A 19102-nucleotide genomic window follows, 5' to 3' on the forward strand; every position below is an offset into this window, starting at 1 on the left:
CATTATAGAAACAGGTAACTCAATTTCTAGCCAGCAAAAAATGAACATTGTGTACCGGTAGCTTCACGATGTTCTCCGTTATTGTATGCTGCTGCTTCGCTAGCCACACAAGATCACAAATCCCATCAGTTGGCTCAAAAGACGCAGGGGCATACATAAGAATGTCACGTACTTGTTGGTGATCAAAACGGTGACAAGCCTCATCCAGCGAAGCTAGCAAGGGCCTCAAGCGAGACCACGAAAGCCAACTCTCTTGTGCCACCATGATCCTGGGGTGTTCGGTTCCTCTGGCATCATCACCAATCAGTAACTCTTCGTAGAGCTTTTCACCCGGCCGTAACCCCGTCACCTCGATGGCAATATCGCCATCGGGCCGCTGCTCATCACGCAGTGTCAGACCACTCAGGCGTATCATGCGCTTCGCCAGCTCCATGATCCGTACCGGTTGCCCCATATCGAGAACAAATACGTCGCCCCCCTCCCCCATTGCGCCAGCCTGGATCACCAGCTGGGCAGCCTCAGGTATTGTCATGAAGTAACGGATGATGTCGGGATGAGTCAGGGTAATGGGCCCTCCTTTATCTATCTGCTGTCTGAATAACGGTACCACAGAACCCGAAGATCCAAGCACATTGCCAAAACGTACCATACAAAAACGGGTTTGATGCTTTTCACGGGTCAAGGCTTGCAAGATCAACTCGGCCATACGCTTGCTGGCGCCCATGGTATTGGTCGGCCGCACGGCTTTGTCGGTGGAGATCAGCACGAATGTCTCGACCCCAGCCTCAATGGCCGCCTGTGCAGCATACAGTGTTCCAAATACGTTGTTGCGCACTCCTTCAATGATGTTGAACTCGACTAGCGGAACATGTTTATAAGCTGCTGCATGGTAGACCGTCTGGATCCGAAAACTCTGCATCACCGTCTTGAGGCGATGCTGGCGCTGCACTGACCCCAGTAACGGCACCAGATCCGTTTCGATTTCTTCACGATGACACTGCTCCCGCAGGTTTTTGTGCAGGACATAGAGGGCGTATTCGGATAGTTCGAACAGTACCAGGGTGGATGGCCGACACCGCAAGATCTGGCGGCATAGCTCAGAACCGATAGAGCCACCGGCACCTGTCACCATAACCGCTTTTCCTGTGATATTGGCTTCCATTAATTTTGTCACCGGCTCTACCGGGTCTCTGCCCAACAGATCGTCGATGGAAACCTCATTGAGCTGATCTATGCGAGCCGAGCCATTCACAAGATCGGCCATCCCCGGGATGGAGAGCACTTCGCAAGAGAGGGGCTCAAGTGCATTGATCACCTCCTGACGACGGGCTCTGGTGCTACTCGGCATTGCCAGCAAGATCTTCTGTACCCCATGGTGGTCAATCAGGGCAGGCAACTGAGCACTGTGATAAACGGTACAGCCCTGGATCACGCATCCCTGTTTGGCGGGATCGTCATCAATAAAGGCGACGGGATAAAACTCATTACCTTGCAGTAAGGCCATTTGCAGCTGTCGACCCGAAGAACCCGCTCCATAGATCAACACCTGGGTACGAGCCAGACGGGTGGTATTGAGCAGCGCTCGGAAAAACAGCCGCACACCACCGACCAGCAACACCAAAAAGGAGAGATAGATAACAGATACCGTTCTGGGCAGAAAGATATCAAAGTAAAACGCAGAGAGAACAAAGAAACAGGTTGAAAGAAATGCCCCTAGCGAGATTGTCCATAAGACCCTAAAGCTGACATATCGGAGTACTGCGCGATAGAGCCCCAGCCGTACAAACAAACTGATGCTGACAACAATAATTGCGCCAAGGAGTGCCCAGTGATGAGGGCTATCGATGGGCCAGTTATGTTCAAGCCGGATCCAGTACGCTCCCCAATAGGTCATGGTGATCAAGAGCATATCAACGGCGACAGAGATGACACGCTTACTGGATCGTGACAGGGAGCCCAGACAAGTCAGTAGCCAGCCCCCTCCGGGTAAAAGCTCATTTTTCATTCTGGTACTCCTGCATTCAGGTGATACGCAAGAAAGGCTAACGGCAAGTAGGCAATGACCAGACCGATCACACCATTGAGCTGGCCCAATAAAATCATGACAGCGATCGGCGCAAGCCATAGGCTATTTATAAGAAGCACAGCCAATGTCACGTTTCGATGACTTTGCCAACGTCTCGCCAGATATTGATAGCCATGAGTACGATGCGCCTCGCTCAGACGACATTTCAGACGAAAGCGATTCAGTAACGTCCAGGTCGCATCAACCACAAAGACTCCGAGCATGACGAGCCATGCCCACAGGAATTGAGGTGAAGAAGCAGTATCCAGCAGCATCAGGGAAGCCAGCATCAAGCCAAGAAATCCGCTGCCACCATCTCCCATAAAGATCCTGGCGGGCGGAAAATTCCAGCACAAGAAGCCAGCAGCCGAAATCCCCAGTAGCAGGATCAAACTGGCAGACGACCACACTCCCCCAACCAGATAGTGAAATAACGCCATGAACAGACAGACGACAACGGCTTCACCTGCCGCCAAGCCATCGATGCCATCCATAAAGTTGTAGAGATTGATAAACCAGATCACCCCCAGCCAGGCCAGCAGGTAACCAAACCAGGCAAGATCCAGCTGCCAACCAAAGAAGATCAGCGCAGGCAAACCATTAACCGCAGATACCACCAGAGCTGCCGCCATGCTCTGCACAATCAGGCGGGTTCGAGGCTTGAGAGAGATGTGATCATCGATAAAACCAACCAATGCAATGCCCAGCGCCGCAGCCCATATCAATGCAAAGCTGCTCTGGGATATGCCGAAGGGCAGTGGGATCAGGGTGACAAACAACGGGGCTGCCAGCAGAAAGGTCGCAACGATAGCCATGCCACCGCCTCTCGGGGTAGGCACCTGATGCGAACTGCGATGATTGGGTTGGTCAAGCAAGCGGGTCTGGGCGTAGCGCCTGAGCAGGCCGGTCATGGTGATTGAAAGAAAAAGACAAAATATCGACAACAAAACAAATGCCAGCATCAAGACGACTCACTATGGATTGACGCCATCAGAGATAGGGTCTGAGAGAGCGAATAGGGTGCCGACCATTGTAATCGGCTCTGAGCCTTGTGGGTATCCATTTCCAGAGAGCCATAAATCCGTTGTAGCTTGGCATCAATCCCCAAACAGCGTCCAAGCACTCTTATTACTCTTGGTGGGAGATAAAAGAGCCGACAGCTAACTCCTTCTGCTTCTGCAATCGCCGCCAACAACTGAGACGTCGACACTGCGACAGGATCTGCGACTAAAAAGACCTGGTTCACTGCGGCAGGGTGCGCCATCGCATGGGCAATGAAGTCACACAGATTAGGTAACGCCAACAGGCTACGCGCATTGGTCAAACGGGCAAAGGGTAGCGGGATCCCTTTGTGCACCCAGGTCATCATGCTGGCAAAGTTAGCCTTCACTCCTTCTCCATAGATAAGAGGAGGACGAATGATGGTTACAGCCATACCACACTCTTTCGCGAGTGCCATCAGCCCCTGCTCCGCCTCATACTTCGAGCGTCCATAGGGATCTTCTGGCGGACTTTGCACATTCTCATCAAATGGCTTGCCTGGCTCGGTCTGCTCGCCATTCACTTTGATCGAACTGATAAAGATGAAGCGCTTCACCCCTGCTTCAGCCGCCTGTCGAGCAAGCGTGAGGGTGCCCTCTGTATTCACCGCTCGAAATGCTGCCAAGGGAGCTGTCGCGGTATCCGACATCACATGCACCCTGGCAGCACAGTGAACAACCACATCCACCTGTTGCAATTGGGTAGTCCAGTTGGCATCCGCAGTCAGAGAGGGAGCCTGAACATGGTAAGAAGCCAGCGGGTGACATCGCACCGCTCCTTTAACATTCGCCCCCAGCGCCAGCAAATGTTCACAGACCGCCTTGCCTACAAATCCGTTGGCTCCTGTGACCAAGACTGTACTTTTGATATCTGCCATTACCACCAACGCCAACCGTGAATATTGAAGAAAGTCACCATGGAACGACCAAACATCCAGATATGGCGCCAGCCTTTGCGGGATGCATGCCCACCGTGATGAACAACCTTCACCTGAGGGACATAAGCAATCCGGCTGATCTTTCCTGCCCGCAAACTGATGTCAAAATCTTCAAAATAGAGGAAGAAGCGAGGGTCAAACCCTCCGAGTTGCTGCAGAACATCTGTGCGAAACAGCATAAAACAACCACTGACAATGAGAGGATCCCATAGCACATCTTGGCCATTGAGCTTATCGGACATCTCATATCTGGATAACCGACCATTAAATGCTCTTTTGATCCGTCGAGGTGCAAACCCACGCAGAATAAGATCCAACACCGTTGGATAACGCTTGCACAGGCGTTGAACAACGCCCCCATCCCATGTCGCATAGGGGGTAAGCAAACCACACTTAGGGTGTTTTTCCATGAAGACAATAGCTTTTTCCAGTGCATCTTCGGCAATTTCTATATCCGGATTCAAAATCACATGATAGTGATCACTATGCTCTAACGAAAGATTATGGGCAGCGCCAAAGCCGGCATTTTTCCCAGACAGCACCAACTCGAATGAGCCATGCCAAAATTTATTGACCCAGGCCAAGCTAAGTCGCTCAGATACCCGCTGCGAGTTGTCTATCAGTGTCAGGCTCGCGCTAATTCCAGCCCATTCAACTGCCTTATGCAACGAAACAAGCGTTCGGGATAACAGTTCCAAATCAGGATGATAAGTCACTAAAGAAATTGTCAACATCTTACTCATGCACCAGCAGGACCGGTTCCGATCCATCCCTTGTTCACCAGAAACCTGACGATCTCTTGAGCACAGGCATCTGCACTCAGACTGACAGTATTAACAATGATGTCGGGGTTATTAGGGACATCATAGTCGGAATCTATACCGGTGAAATTTTTAATGACCCCATCCCTTGCCTTGCGATATAACCCCTTTGGATCACGAGCCTCACACGCGGACAACGATGCATCGATGTAAATCTCGATCATTCGCTCGCTCAAGCGGGCTTTTGCTAAAGTACGATCCTCTGCAAAAGGAGATATAAAGGCGGTTTGCACAAGTAAACCTGCATCCGACATCAATAATGCGACCTCAATAACACGCCGAATATTTTCTACCCGGTCAGCATCACTGAAGCCAAGATCTCCATTGAGGCCATGGCGAACATTATCACCATCCAGTAAAAAACTGTGATAGCCCATCTTATACAACTTTTCATCTACCAAGTTAGCAATCGTCGATTTTCCCGAACCGCTCAACCCTGTGTACCAAAGTACCGCTGGCCGCTGATGCTTTTGCGCTGCACGCTGAGCTGCCGTTATCTTATGATTATGCCAGGTAATATCATTACTCATAGAAAACCCTGCCTAAAATGGGAAGATGAGAGGAACAAGACATACTATCGTGACCAAATACAATATCGATAGTGGTAAGCCAACTCTAATATAATCACCAAGCCCGTATTCACCAGCGCGAAATGCCATCAGATTAGTCTGGTAAGCATATGGATTAATAAAACTACAGCTGGATGCATAAGCGACCACCATAACAAAAGGCAATGGAGAAACATCCAGTCCTTGTGCAACAGCGATGGCAACCGGCGTCATCATTGCGGCTGTAGCGTTGTTGGTGACCAACTCGGTCACGCACCAAGTAACAAACAATACACCAATAAGGGCAACATAGGGTGACACATCTTGCAGTACAACCTTAACCAGGCTCGATACGTAGCCCATCAAGCCACTTCCCTCCATTGCCTTCGCCAGGGCTAGTGCCGCCATAACGATCAGCCAAAGGCCAAATGGGAATCGCCGGCGCAGCTCATTAAGTGTTAATACTCCAGTCGATAACAATAATCCAAAATAACAGATCATCGCCTTGAGAAGAGACACCCAACCTAACGCAGAGAGTGTGATAGCCAATACAAAACCACCTATCATTAGCCATTCAGTTAATGGCCTGAATGCGCAGGTTGGTTTAGCGCCACGAATAATAAGAAAGTTTTTGGCCAAATTATTTCGATTGGAGAAATCAAGACCCGTCGCTAATACAAGAAAATCACCACCTTGCAGCGTCTTTTCACCCAATGAGCCAGACAGGATTTCTCCATTACGTCTCATAGCAACAACGGCGGCATCAAATTTAGCCCTAAAATCAGTGTCTTTAAGCTTACACCCAGATAGTTGTGAGTCAGGTAAGACAAGGACTTCTGTTAACTCATCACCCTGTATACCGTGACGCTCAGCGTAGTTCTCAAGCCCCGAAAACCGTGAGAGAAGGCCAACGGCTGTTGGATCACCTGAAAATAACAAGGTATCACCGGCCTCTAATCTATCTCCAGGAGCAACGGGTCGCAAAGAACTGCCCCTTCTGATAATCTCAACGAGAAACAGCCGTTGAAGATGCCGTAACCCCGCCTGTACCACAGTTTTGCCTATCATTGAGGATTTATCCGAAACTCTTGCCTCTAACAGATAGGGCATTAAGGCATCATTATCGAGTTTATCATTAGGCAATAGATTACGTGCAATCCATAGCCATGCTAGGCCTAACGCAGCGGCGATCACTCCAACCGGGAAAAAATCCATCAGATGTAATCCCTCTAACCCTGCATCCAGTATCATAGTATTAACAATTAAGTTGGTTGAAGTACCAACTAATGTCAGCATGCCTCCCATTGAAACCACGTAAGTCATCGGCAAGATAAGACGACGACCCGGGTGCTGTTGGGACGCTCGTAAGGGGCCCAACAAAATAGACACGATTGCTGTATTATTAAGAAAGGCTGAACTCATCAGAGCAGATAGCATCACGCGCCACCAACTTCCGGTAAAACCTCTGGCCAACATCCAGCTGGTGATACGCTGTAGCAAAAAAGTCCGCTCAAGTACAAACGCGGTACAGAGCAGCAGCACCAGCGTCACAAGACCTTGATTTGCTGCACTGGCAATCAAGTCATCACTGCTAATCGCACCGGAAATATAAAGCACGAGTAAAGCACAGCCAAAGATCTTTTCCGCTCTATGATGCCAATAAGCCAATGCAGCCAGGGTAATGAGGAAGATGAGCAAAACCCATAATGCTTCAGATGTCATAGTAGCTCACGGATATCTTTTGCATCCCAGTGAGGGAAGTGTTTCCTGATCAGCGCATTTAACTCCAACTCAAACTCACTGAATTTGGAGTCTTGCCGACATTCTTCAGACGGGATTTCACTGATCATACCTGCGCCTAATGTGGCGTTCGATATCCTGTCGACGACGATAAATGAACCCGTTTTATGGCTTTCTTGGTAAAGATCGACAGTTATAGACTGAGTAAATTTTACCTTACACTGTGCAATTTCATTCAGCCGAAGGTGAGCCGCTGCATGATGTGAAAAGTCATTAACATCAATTCGATAGTCAATTGCTTCGACAGAACCTGTTAAGACCCGAGTCCCGATTCTAATCTCATACTGTTGATGGGGTTGTAATGGCTGTTCATGTAACCATACGAGCATGCAATTCACATGAGACACATTCTTCCATTTTTCATCACTGGGCACGATGACATCACCACGACTGATATCTATGTCGTCATTGAGTGTCAAGGTTATGGCCTGCCCCGTTTCAGCAGAAGGAAGGTCTCCATCAAAAGTCACTATACGTTCGACCTTGCTCTCTTTTCCTGATGGCCAAACGCGAACCGAATCCCCTACTCGAACAACGCCACGAGCAACGGTGCCACAATAACCTCTGAATTCTCCATCGGGGCGATTCACGTATTGCACCGGGAAACGCAAAGCGCCATTCACTGGCGGATTCACCTCAACGGTCTCCAAAAAAGTCAGCAAGGTTTCGCCCTGATACCAGGGCATCACCAAGCTTCTTTCTACCACGTTGTCACCACGCAATGCAGATAGAGGGATAAACTGAGGCTCTACAAAGTTGAGATCTTTGGTGAAGGTCATGAAGTCATAGCATATTTTCTCAAAGCATTCCTGCTTATACTCAACCAAATCCATTTTATTGACAGCAACAATAATATGTTTGATTCCGAGCAACGAACAGATATAGCTATGGCGTCGAGTCTGGGGCTTGACACCCGACCTGGCATCAATGAGTATGATGGCCAATTCACAGTGTGAGGCACCAGTAGCCATATTACGCGTATATTGTTCATGGCCCGGAGTATCGGCGATGATAAACTTGCGCTTGTCGGTAGAGAAATAGCGATAAGCCACATCAATCGTTATTCCCTGCTCGCGTTCGGCCTGAAGCCCATCGACTAACAGAGCCAGATCAACTTCTTGGTCTGTGGTATTGAACTTACGAGAATCTCGTTGTAGGGCCGCAAGCTGATCATCGTAAATCAACTTTGAGTCGTGCAACAATCTGCCTATCAGGCTGCTCTTACCATCATCCACACTACCGCAAGTCAGAAAGCGTAACTGCGACTTCTGCTCATTCGATGTCAAATACGCATCAAAATCGCTGATCATGAATTCTTTAGCCATTCTAGAAATACCCCTCCATCTTCTTCTTTTCCATCGAAGCAGACTGATCCGAATCGATGAGACGCCCTTGCCGCTCTGATGTTCTCGCCTGAAGCATCTCAGCGATAATAGCGGGTAGCGTGTCTGCATTTGACTCAAATGCACCTGTCAGTGGGTAGCAACCCAGAGTGCGAAAACGCACCGTTTTCATCTGCGGCGTTTCCCCAGGGAGAAGGCGCATTCTGTCGTCATCCACCATGATAAGGGTTCCTCCTCGCTCCACAACCGGGCGGGGGGCCGCAAAATAGAGGGGTACTATCTCAATCTTCTCGCGATAGATATACTGCCAAATATCTTGCTCTGTCCAATTAGATAAGGGAAACACACGGATACTTTCACCAAGTTTAATACGTGTATTATAGATATCCCATAATTCCGGTCGTTGATTCTTTGGATCCCAACGATGCTGGTCATCACGAAATGAAAACACTCGTTCTTTGGCACGACTTTTTTCTTCATCTCGCCGTGCCCCTCCGAAAGCTGCATCAAACCGGTACTTATTCAACGCCTGCTTAAGTGCCTCTGTCTTCATGATATCTGTATAAGAAGAACCATGGTCAAAAGGGTTAATCCCCTGTGTGCTTCCCTCTTCATTCGTGTGAACCAATAACTTAAAACCATGTTCGACTGCCATACGGTCTCGAAACTCGATCATCTCACGAAATTTCCAGCCTGTATCCACATGTAATAGAGAGAAAGGGAGCTTGCTCGGGTAAAATGCTTTACGAGCCAAATGCAATAACACAGAAGAATCTTTACCAATGGAGTAAAGCATCACTGGGTTATCAAACTGAGCAACTACTTCTCTGAAGATAGTAATAGCTTCTGCTTCCAACTGTAATAAGTGATTCATTAAGTTACCCCCCCCTCTGCAAGGAGTTATTTAAGATATAAACAAATTTTGTGTTTTCGTAAAAGCACTATATCGCCATCAAAAAATGATGGTGCAGAGCTACCTGGCTTTAGTCAATCAACCAATGAAAAATCTAAAAACTAAATTTTAGACTTAACAAAACCGACAAGCAAAAAATGCTCTCAATTCACAAACAATGAATTAAAACGAGCAGGCCAATAATTATCTGCATGTGGAACTATTGCAGGGAAAAATATAGTTCCCCGCTCATCTTTATAACATGAAATCAAATTTTTTAAATAGGATTCATAATGCCAATTCATCTCACCAAAATCTGTCGACAAAATAGCTAATCCAGCAGCGCTGTACTCATAAAACTTGACAGGGTCAACGAATCTTGTGACTTCATTATTTTTAAATGGAATCAGTCCGGTAGTGTATTGAGATAAAATATTACAAACCTCACCATGAGCTATGGCTGGCAATATATGAACATTCTCTGGTAGTGGTGGTAATATAGTTTTTATTGGACCATATAGATCTATCTGCTTGTCCTTATTATCATTGGCCAATTTTATTAACCATCGCCAGTCGAACCAAGATGCTATCGTACCAACATATACATAGTCTTTTTTATTTTTGAGTGTGTTATCACATGAGCATATATATTCAGCTGTCGCATTTCTAACTACTGACACATTCTTATATGAAGAAAACTTCATTAATAATGGGTGGCTTGAACAGGTTATTTTATCTACTCTATTTGCAATGAAATTCTCCAAGCTATACATGCTGTATTTAGAAAGCGCCGAATAAAAAGATGGATAGTTGTCCATTACATCATACCATGTTTTATTCCAGCAGAAGGCGTTCAACAATTTGACAGCTAATCGGCTCGGTTTAGCGATGATCAGCATGGCTTCTTGATCACAGATAAATCTATTCACAATATCGATGAGCGTGTCAACCTTAGCTCTATTACACAGATCGAAGACCAACCCTAGTGGCTCAACCGGAATAACCCCATTCACCTTGATGACTGTCAATCCAGCAAGTTCCGGCATCCCATGAGGTTCAGGAGCGTGGCGACCAGGGATAAAATCCTGAAAACTTGGCAAACGACCAGGGTAAGGGTCAATCCATAAAACCTCTTTAATACCTTGCTTTAGTGCTTCACGGACAAAGAAATGAGGCCGCTGGCTGATACTCAGCCAGGGCACTGGTGATAGATAAACCAACTTCATCAGGAGGGTCTACCAAAGAAATTACGAACTATCGCGACAATACGTTCGCTGGCATGGCCATCACCGTAGGGAGAAGCTCCTTTAGCCATAAGGCTATAGGCCATATTGTCCTGCAGAAGTATATTGGCTTCATTGAATATATTATCTTCTTCTGTGCCAACTAGTTTGACAACACCGTCTGTAACAGCTTCAGGCCGTTCAGTATCTCTACGCAGCACTAAAACTGGTTTACCCAATGCTGGAGCCTCTTCTTGCACGCCACCTGAGTCAGTGAGAATAAGATATGCCTTTTTCATTATATTTACAAAAGGACCATACTCAAAAGGTGAAACCAGTCTTATGCGTTCATGTTGAGCCAAATATTCATTGGTTACCAACCGAACATTAGGATTAGGATGCACAGGAAATAAAACAATGATGTCAGGATGAGTATCAACCAACTTCAATATTGCTTTACAAATATTAATCATTGGCTGGCCAAAATTTTCGCGGCGATGTGATGTCACTAAAACAACTCGTTTATCCGCTGGAAGGTTAACTCCTATATCAAATTCGCATTTTGCCGTTTCTAACAGTGCATCTATAACTGTATTACCGGTAACAAAAATAGAGTCAGGATTAATATTTTCACGAAGTAGATTTCCCTTAGACACTTCAGTAGGAGCAAAATGAAGAGTAGCCAAATTACCTGCTAAAACACGATTTGCTTCTTCAGGGAAAGGTGAATATAAGTCATTTGTTCTCAACCCTGCCTCAAGATGTGCAAACGGAATTCTTCTATAAAAACAAGCGAGTGCAGTTACAAAGACCGTTGTTGTATCACCCTGAGCAATGACCAAATCAGGGCACGCCTCAGCCAGGGTTTCATCAATACTGGTCATCAATCGCGCAGTTAATTGAGGGAGAGTTTGTCCGGGAGTCATGACATTCAAGTCATAATCAGCCTTGATATCGAACAAAGCAAAAGCCTGATCAAGCAGATCACGATGTTGTGCCGTAGCCAAAACACTCACCTTAAAGTCCTCTGAACGCTCAAAAGCCTTCACTACCGGAGCCATTTTTACCGCCTCCGGACGAGTGCCGATCACACACATGATATGTTTCATTAACGAAAACCCCTCAAACTATTTAACACCATCACGGTATTTATGTGGTATCCAATTGCCCCATTTATCTTCATATATCTTTTTATTTCTATCAAATAGCTCTTGTTTCTTTTCTGCTTTAAGTTTATTAAAACTTGCAGAAAGATGATGATGTACAAATACATCTTCAATAACCGCCACGTCATAACCAGCTTCACGAACTCGGTTACAGTAATCATCGTCCTCAAAAAAGCCGACACCAAATCTCTCCTCCATTGGGCCAACTTTCTCATACACTATGCGGCTAAACATTACACAGAAAAATGCTGCTGCTCTGACTGGATAGACTTCACCAGCATGCGTTCTCGTATACTCTCTTGCAGCGATAGCCATTTGTTCCATGTTGCTATAATTTATATTTATTTTTGCTTCATTACCTATGTTATTCGTGACGGGACCAACTAAACCCAATGATGGATTACGGCGGAGTCCTCTCACTAAACCATGTATCCAGCCTTCTGTGACATAAGTGTCATTGTTCAATATAACAATGTATTCACCTGTAGCCGCTTTAAGACCAACGTTATTACCAGCAGAGAAACCGAGATTGGTATCATTTAGACATAAAACAACGTGTTCTTTTCCCTCTGCATAGGAGATTAAGAACTCAGGAGTACCATCGCTAGAAGCATTATCAACAAGAATAAGCTCAATATTAGAATAATGGCTATGCTTCTCAATGCTGTGTAAACAAGCCTTGGTCAGGTCAAGATTATTGTATGTCAACACAATGATACTAACTTTAGGTTGACAGTTCACAATTTCAGCAGTTAGTAACTCAGCCCTGCTTTTCCAATCATGCTGCATTGCCCAATTAGAACGACAAGATGCTAATTCTTCGTTCTCAGCCTCGCTCATAGCTACAGCTAACTGCTTTATATATTCGCTGCTACTATGACCAACATGTACCATATCATCAATCATAAGAACTTCAGGCATGGCAGTAGCGACAACAGGTTTACCCGCCGCAAGGTATTCATAGACTTTCACAGGATTAGTACAGAGCGTCAACTCAACCAGTTTGAAAGGTATAGTGCATACGTCAAAAGCACTCAGATACCCAGGAAGGTCAGCATAAGGGACTTCCCCTGTGAAATGAATGTTTGGCTCCTTTTCTGCCACAGAAATATCACAACCAAATGTACTTCCTACTAATACAAAATCCCATTCAGGATACGCCTGAGCGCTCTTAATCACTAAATCCATATCAAACCAATCGGAAATAGCGCCATAATATCCGACTACTTTTTTTGAAGAAGAATAAAGCTTGACATTAGATTTAGTACTGAAAAACGCCACTTCAGCTGCATTACGAATAACACTATTTTCTCTGACCTCAGAAATGAAGTCCGATAAACGAGATGATGTTGTGATAACAAGATCTGCATCTTGTAGCAACTGTTGTTCTTGTTGATGCATCTGATCGCTGTTTGTCGAGAAGCCGGGATGATAGTCCATACAATCATAAACAATCTGATTCGCGGGTATTGCATCTGCGACTTTATGCCAAAATGGCAAATCTATGATTGAGACAGAGTTTTTAATATTTAGCGTGGATCGCATTCCATCAAGTGACATACGTAACTGATTCAATACCTTACCTTTTGGTAAGGTCTGATAAATCACGGGATGAACTCCAGATAGGTTCAGCTGACAAACGAATACATTTGGCGCCGGGTTATCTAGCAAAACAAAACCCGCTTTCTTCGAAGGAAAGAATGTGGTGGTTAAATAAAAAACACGATGACCTGCCGCGCCAAGCTCTCTCGCGAGATGTTGGGGCCGCTGAACTCGAAACGCCCAATCGATCACAGGGAATACAATAACGTCAAATTGACTACCTGCACAGTTCAACGCTTTTTGAATATTCTCGTCAAGGTGTTGCTCTTCAGAATGGGTTACTTCTGAGAATACCGGATAGGTACTTTGAATCAGCGAATATGTCGATGAGGACAACACTCTGCGGTCAATGAATGACTTGATTGTGTTTGCAAGTTGTGTAGGTATCCATGGCCGCAAATTACGTACTAATGGCCTGCTTCGATGGTAACCAGAAGCCAGCATCCTTTTTATCACTCGACGCTTCCAGTAGACCGCGGACAGGAGACGATTAATCTGATCAGATTGTTGATGTATCCGATCGTTTAAAACATTGTTTTGCTCCTTCAGCCTTTCGATTAACCTCAACTGACTCGATGAAATTTCATTCAACTCAGATCGCTGCGCAGCAAAATTTTCTTCGAGATCAGCAATTTTATTCGCAAAACTATCATTGATATTGGTGAGATGAGAAGATAATTGGTTTATCCATGTGCTGTGAACTGAATCCGAATGCAGGAGACCATCAACAAGACCATCGAGCCGGGCTATTTCACCATGAGCGACCTTATTTGCTTCGTTGATATTAGCATCAAGTCGGACAATCTCACCATGAGTTACTTTACGTATTTCATTGATTTCTGAATCAACCCTGGGAATCTGACTGTTAAGATCAAATATATCTTGATCATGGCGATGCTGGATATGTTGCCACGTAAGGCTATTATGCAATCCATCTGCATAGCGTGCATCTTCTCTCATGGCAATGGTGAATTTCAGCAACGACTGTGAATAATATTCGAGCCGTCCCACTTCAACACTGCTGATGACATCAATGGACTTAATATCTTGATATAAAGAGGATGCCAACTCACATAATGGGCTATCACCAGTAAGCACACCATGATCAAGCGAGATATCTAAAAAATAGTTTGAGAAATGCTCAAGTTCCAGATCATCGCATTGACTTCCAAAATGCTGAGCCATGCGCTCAAGTTGACGCTTAGAATTACGCAATAAATCGTTATAATCAACGACCAATGCAACTTCATTTTTAGAAATAGCCTGTAAAGCATCAAGAATATAACGTAACCAGAGCGCTGATGAATATCCAGCAGCGAACAGGTTTCGCTTAGCCAGCGACTGCGCGACGCCTGCAGGGTCACGAACACAAAAGACATAACGCACGTCTAACTCAAGCTCATTCCAGACAGCCTGCCAGAATGGAAGTAAGCGACACAAGCGGGGGTCTTTAAGAGCAAAGGTAGTACACGATAAAAACCGCTCTTGCATTAGAGCCTTAGCCTGCTCTCGCTTTTTACGCCAAAGCGGCAATTCAAGCACCCCTTGGGGTAAAGGTGTCAGGTCAAACCAACCAAGGCCTAATGATGCAAGTAAGCCATCGTTAAAAGCGACTACTTCAGCGTCTTCCCAAAAACCTGTAGGATTATCTTGGGCGACAGCAGTCACATGATGCCCATGATGCGCGCCCAGCACCGATAAAGCTCGACTCATGGCACTGGTGCCGCTACGGTGCATGCCCAAGACAACCCAAAGCTTGTTTTTTTTCATCTAGATGAGAATTCCGTAATTTGATTATTTGGTGAGTTAATCAGCATAATAGGGGCTGTGAATATTCTTACAACCTGACACCGTACCGACGCCACAACCTGACTCGCTCAGGAAAAAAATATAATCTCAGCACCTTGCTGGTTATACTCTCTTTTAATGTGGCTTTGTACTCACCACTAAATACAGTTGAAGAAACGACTGGTTCATTATTAACATCAAGAAATCGAGTGATTTTATTTATCGTAACATCATGATGATAACGTAGTTCATCGTTCGTCAGCAGTAATACTTGCGCTCGACTGAACACAGAAAAGACATTATCCAATTGCCTACAATAATGACCACGTGAACGATATGAGTGCAATCTATGAGACGAGCCATGTTGATATGGATTGCTATCTTCACGTAGCCTTTTGCCTTCAGCAAGAAGCGCTTTCGGATATGAGAGCGGTTCATCACCACGCCGACGTTCCATTTGATATTGTGAGAATGCCCGCTCAGAAGGCTCCCTCAGAATAACAATCAAACGGGCGGAGGGATTATATTCATAAAGTTTTTTGGGAATATCACCGAAATACATATAAATAGGAGTGGCATCACATATCACGCTTTCGTTGTTATATTTACTGAGAAGATGCCTATAGGCTAGATCAATACTATCGTTACAACGGCTTAGGGATGGATCATCAAAAACATGGGCCTCTTTGCCATCAGTAACATAGATATCAGAGTGCTGCGATAAGAACTCGGCCAGAGCAGTTGTACCACCTTTTTGTGTACCTATAATAAAAAGATTAATCTTGTTCATTACTCGATACTCACGAATGCTGTAAGCTGATGCGTGGAGAAAAATCAACCATCCCTGTTGAATCGACACTCTCACAAATCACTTGGAACATGGCGACATCAACACCACGATGAAGAAATGTACGTTCACCATTAACCAACGCTGAACAGCCACTGTTCAAAAAATAGGTTCCATTTCGTAACGCACATTCAAAATCAAATGTGACTGTCAAACGACTTCCTGCGGCAACGTAAGCCAATCGGTGCTCATGGTTACGTGTGGAAGTACCGCCTCCTAACTCAATTCCCGACAAGGTTTTAATAAGCATACCAAAACCCACTTCAAAAGCTTCATGCTCAAAATATACATTGAAGCGATATCGATAGCGCTGTCCAGAATCGAGAATATTCACTCTTTCACCGGCGCTATTCTCTAGCCGAACCTGGGTAATCAAGGCACCATTAGGCTCATACCATACTGTGGATTGCGGGGACATGTCAGCAAAAAATCCGCCAGAAGCCGTAGCGACGGGTGATTCGATATCCGCTGCAGGACTGACGTAACTGTTACCCAGGCCCGTCTCATGCAGGTGCTGACGAAATCGTTCTCGCTCATCACCTTCCATGTGCAACAACTTGTGATAATTATGAATAACGCTCTTTGGCTCACCTTCTAATAGCACTTCACCGCGATCGAGCAATAGTGCGCGATCACAGAGCTCAACAACACTGCCTGCCGCATGAGATACCAACAAGATGGTTACGCCCTGGGCTTGGAGCTGCTTCAAACGAGCATAACACTTGCGTTGGAATGCATCATCCCCGACGGCGAGCGCCTCATCAATGATCAGAACATCAGGATCGGTATTGATGATGACCGAAAATGCCAAGCGAACCATCATACCGGACGAATAGGTTTTTACTGGCTGATCAATAAAATCGCCGATGGCCGCAAACGCCAAAATCTGCGGCAAACGCTCATTCATCTCCTGATGCGACAGACCGAGGATCGCGCCATTAAAAAAAACGTTTTCACGCCCCGTGAACTCGGGATTAAAACCCGACCCCAGCTCGAGCAGACCAGCAACACGTCCCTTACAACTTATTTGACCACTATCGGGTTGCATTACTCCGGTAATAAGCTGTAACAAAGTCGACTTGCCAGCGCCATTGTGGCCGACAATCCCCAACGTTTCGCCAGGATTCAAAACTAGGCTGATATCACGCAAAGCATGAAATAGCTTGACATCAGCCTTAGGATTTAGCGCATGCCAAAGGGCCTGCCATGAACTTTGGTAGATGGGGAAAGATTTATTAACGCCTGTAACGGCAAGAACGGGCTGAGACATGGAGCATCAGAAGGTTGCGAACAAAGTGGATATGATATCAGTAAATGGAACTAGATTTAAGACTTAGCTACATCACTAACGGCAGAGTCTGTCAGTGAGCGAATTATCTGATATAAAAAAGGGCGCCGAAGCGCCCTTAATATCATCGCATCGATTACAGAGTGAAATCGACCAGAGAACCGGTACCACGGGTGCCGTTCTGGATATCCACGCCTTCTGCGTTGGATTTCTTCACTGCAACTTCACCTTGGTTGGTCTCAACTTCGAACAGGAAGCGAGCCTGACGGCCTGCAGTGATAGCAGCACCGACATCAGCAGCGACATCAGCAGGCTTCAGAGTAACAGCACCGCCGCTCGGCAGAGTTACAGACAGCGGCTTGCGAGTAACCAGTACAGTACCCTCACCGCGGCCGTTGGCATCGTGAGCTGCATATTCAGTGATAGTCACGAAGATCTTACCGCCTTCAGCCGGCAGGATCTTGGATACATCACGGATATGAATGGTGTTGGAAGAAGTAGTACCAGTGGTGATGGTATCAAACTTCATGCCGTCACGAGTAATGATAAACAGGTTCGCCAGCTCATCCTTGAAGTAGTTATAGGTAGCTTGGCTATCACCCTGAATTTCAGCCTTAACGTTCAGATTTACAGCCGGAACCGGAACAGCGTTGTCAGTAGCAACGTAGAGGGTGCCCAAGCTGTTCAGAGCATCGGTCAAACCACCGGCCAAGTTGCCAGCACCCAAAACGGCAGTAGCAGACTGACCGTCAGCAGCAGCCTTCCAACCAGTGTTGGCACCAGCCTTGGTCAGCATGTTACCGTTTGCATCTTTCTTGAATGCGGTTACATCGCCGGTAAGGGTCAGGTTAACCTTATCACGCTGAATGGTTTGGTTAGTGGTGACGTTGGTCAGAGCGAAGTCGGTAGCAGTAATATCGGCATCACCGATGTTCAGCTTCAGGAAGCCCTCAGAAACCAGAGCAGTAGCCTTGCCAGCATCAGTCAGAGACAGCTCGAACAGCTTGCCCAGTTTGAACAGCGGCTTGGTGGCTACCGGATCAGCAGTGTAAGAGGCGTTCAGCAGAGCACCGGCAGTCAGAGCTACGGTGCCTTGAGAGCCAGAAACCAGTTTGAATGCTTGGTTAGCCAGGTTCAGCTTCAGCAGGACTTCAGCACCCGCAACAGCGGTAGTTTCAACGTCAGGGGCCAGAGCCAAACGCAGACGCTTGCCATTGTTGTCGATGGTGTGGTCAACAGTCAGCTGGGTACCGTCAGAAGTGGTCTTAAAGAACTTCTGAATATCAGCAACGGTATTGCTGTTGGCAGCAACACCATCCGGGCTTACTTCCAAGCCAGGGAACGGATCGGCAGCAGCACCATTAGACAACCACTGACGGATTTCAGAATCATTGAACTGACCATCGCCTTGGATCTCAACAACAATAAAGCCGTTGTTTTTCAGATCACCAAGCTCACTGAAGTTCAGCGTCAGGTTTTGCTGGGCTGTAGAGAAATCCAGAACCGGCTGCTTGGTAACAGAAGCCAGAGAAGTGGTGACGAAAGTGTTGTCGTTCGGGGTGATTACGACATCAGCAAACGCCGGAGCGGTAACGCCAACCATAATGGCCGCTGCAATCAGAGTCTTCTTAAACATAAGTTTTCCTTAAGGATCCTTATTGGATATTTATTCAATAGGGCTGAGCCTATCCGTTGATCAACCTTCGATGCACTGTGAGCACCGAGCACAGACCGACAGTTT

General features: G+C 46.2%; 14 protein-coding genes. All 14 read right to left on the reverse strand.

What is annotated here, in order from left to right:
• Positions 1-19 precede the first annotated feature (19 nt).
• Positions 20-2005: a polysaccharide biosynthesis protein gene (locus tag AACT07_RS09490; RefSeq protein WP_069527424.1), complete on the reverse strand. Its 1986-nt coding sequence runs from the start codon at positions 2003-2005 to the stop codon at positions 20-22.
• Positions 2002-3027, reverse strand: coding sequence for an MraY family glycosyltransferase (locus AACT07_RS09495; protein ID WP_069527426.1), 1026 nt, complete (start codon positions 3025-3027; stop codon positions 2002-2004). Before AACT07_RS09495 ends, AACT07_RS09490 begins: the two co-directional genes overlap by 4 nt.
• Positions 3027-3983, reverse strand: coding sequence for a UDP-glucose 4-epimerase family protein (locus AACT07_RS09500; protein ID WP_069527427.1), 957 nt, complete (start codon positions 3981-3983; stop codon positions 3027-3029). The genes AACT07_RS09495 and AACT07_RS09500 overlap by 1 nt, the downstream gene beginning before the upstream one ends.
• Positions 3983-4777, reverse strand: a complete 795-nt coding sequence (locus AACT07_RS09505; RefSeq protein ID WP_069527505.1) for a glycosyltransferase family 2 protein — start codon at positions 4775-4777, stop codon at positions 3983-3985. Before AACT07_RS09505 ends, AACT07_RS09500 begins: the two co-directional genes overlap by 1 nt.
• A 5-nt stretch (positions 4778-4782) precedes the next feature.
• A complete protein-coding gene (cysC, locus tag AACT07_RS09510) occupies positions 4783-5394 on the reverse strand; it encodes an adenylyl-sulfate kinase (protein ID WP_069527429.1) in 612 nt (203 codons plus the stop codon).
• A 12-nt stretch (positions 5395-5406) separates the two neighbouring features.
• Positions 5407-7134: an SLC13 family permease gene (locus AACT07_RS09515; RefSeq protein WP_069527430.1), complete on the reverse strand. Its 1728-nt coding sequence runs from the start codon at positions 7132-7134 to the stop codon at positions 5407-5409.
• Positions 7131-8537, reverse strand: a complete 1407-nt coding sequence (cysN, locus tag AACT07_RS09520; RefSeq protein WP_069527431.1) for a sulfate adenylyltransferase subunit CysN — start codon at positions 8535-8537, stop codon at positions 7131-7133. The genes AACT07_RS09515 and cysN overlap by 4 nt, the downstream gene beginning before the upstream one ends.
• A gap of 1 nt (position 8538) precedes the next feature.
• The gene (gene cysD, locus AACT07_RS09525) at positions 8539-9429 is read right to left on the reverse strand and encodes a sulfate adenylyltransferase subunit CysD (RefSeq protein WP_069527433.1); all 891 of its coding nucleotides are present in this window, start codon (positions 9427-9429) and stop codon (positions 8539-8541) included.
• Between the two features lie 182 nt (positions 9430-9611).
• Positions 9612-10673 (reverse strand): glycosyltransferase family 1 protein, encoded by a 1062-nt coding sequence (locus AACT07_RS09530; protein ID WP_139123784.1) that lies wholly within the window; start codon positions 10671-10673, stop codon positions 9612-9614.
• Positions 10673-11779, reverse strand: coding sequence for a non-hydrolyzing UDP-N-acetylglucosamine 2-epimerase (gene wecB / locus AACT07_RS09535; protein ID WP_069527435.1), 1107 nt, complete (start codon positions 11777-11779; stop codon positions 10673-10675). The genes AACT07_RS09530 and wecB overlap by 1 nt, the downstream gene beginning before the upstream one ends.
• An 18-nt stretch (positions 11780-11797) precedes the next feature.
• Positions 11798-15208, reverse strand: coding sequence for a glycosyltransferase (locus AACT07_RS09540; protein ID WP_253182245.1), 3411 nt, complete (start codon positions 15206-15208; stop codon positions 11798-11800).
• A 67-nt stretch (positions 15209-15275) separates the two neighbouring features.
• Positions 15276-16016 (reverse strand): sulfotransferase family protein, encoded by a 741-nt coding sequence (locus AACT07_RS09545; protein WP_083249944.1) that lies wholly within the window; start codon positions 16014-16016, stop codon positions 15276-15278.
• Positions 16017-16026: 10 nt separating this feature from the next.
• Positions 16027-17343 carry an ABC transporter ATP-binding protein gene (locus tag AACT07_RS09550; protein WP_083249945.1) on the reverse strand — a complete coding sequence of 439 codons (1317 nt, stop codon included), beginning with the start codon at positions 17341-17343 and terminating at the stop codon, positions 16027-16029.
• A 154-nt stretch (positions 17344-17497) separates the two neighbouring features.
• Positions 17498-18997, reverse strand: a complete 1500-nt coding sequence (locus AACT07_RS09555) for a VapA family S-layer protein (RefSeq protein ID WP_069527442.1) — start codon at positions 18995-18997, stop codon at positions 17498-17500.
• Positions 18998-19102 lie beyond the last annotated feature (105 nt).

Origin of the sequence: Aeromonas sp. ANP5, assembly GCF_963870295.1 — a bacterium.
GTDB classification, from domain to species: Bacteria; Pseudomonadota; Gammaproteobacteria; order Enterobacterales; family Aeromonadaceae; genus Aeromonas; species Aeromonas veronii.

Excerpts from the sequence above, each read along its gene's own strand:
- AACT07_RS09490 (WP_069527424.1), bottom strand. The coding sequence starts at position 2,005 with ATGAAAAATGAGCTTTTACCCGGAGGGGGCTGGCTACTGACTTGTCTG.
- AACT07_RS09495 (WP_069527426.1), bottom strand. The coding sequence starts at position 3,027 with ATGCTGGCATTTGTTTTGTTGTCGATATTTTGTCTTTTTCTTTCAATC.
- AACT07_RS09500 (WP_069527427.1), bottom strand. The coding sequence starts at position 3,983 with ATGGCAGATATCAAAAGTACAGTCTTGGTCACAGGAGCCAACGGATTT.
- AACT07_RS09505 (WP_069527505.1), bottom strand. The coding sequence starts at position 4,777 with ATGTTGACAATTTCTTTAGTGACTTATCATCCTGATTTGGAACTGTTA.
- cysC (WP_069527429.1), bottom strand. The coding sequence starts at position 5,394 with ATGAGTAATGATATTACCTGGCATAATCATAAGATAACGGCAGCTCAG.
- AACT07_RS09515 (WP_069527430.1), bottom strand. The coding sequence starts at position 7,134 with ATGACATCTGAAGCATTATGGGTTTTGCTCATCTTCCTCATTACCCTG.
- cysN (WP_069527431.1), bottom strand. The coding sequence starts at position 8,537 with ATGGCTAAAGAATTCATGATCAGCGATTTTGATGCGTATTTGACATCG.
- cysD (WP_069527433.1), bottom strand. The coding sequence starts at position 9,429 with ATGAATCACTTATTACAGTTGGAAGCAGAAGCTATTACTATCTTCAGA.
- AACT07_RS09530 (WP_139123784.1), bottom strand. The coding sequence starts at position 10,673 with ATGAAGTTGGTTTATCTATCACCAGTGCCCTGGCTGAGTATCAGCCAG.
- wecB (WP_069527435.1), bottom strand. The coding sequence starts at position 11,779 with ATGAAACATATCATGTGTGTGATCGGCACTCGTCCGGAGGCGGTAAAA.
- AACT07_RS09540 (WP_253182245.1), bottom strand. The coding sequence starts at position 15,208 with ATGAAAAAAAACAAGCTTTGGGTTGTCTTGGGCATGCACCGTAGCGGC.
- AACT07_RS09545 (WP_083249944.1), bottom strand. The coding sequence starts at position 16,016 with ATGAACAAGATTAATCTTTTTATTATAGGTACACAAAAAGGTGGTACA.
- AACT07_RS09550 (WP_083249945.1), bottom strand. The coding sequence starts at position 17,343 with ATGTCTCAGCCCGTTCTTGCCGTTACAGGCGTTAATAAATCTTTCCCC.
- AACT07_RS09555 (WP_069527442.1), bottom strand. The coding sequence starts at position 18,997 with ATGTTTAAGAAGACTCTGATTGCAGCGGCCATTATGGTTGGCGTTACC.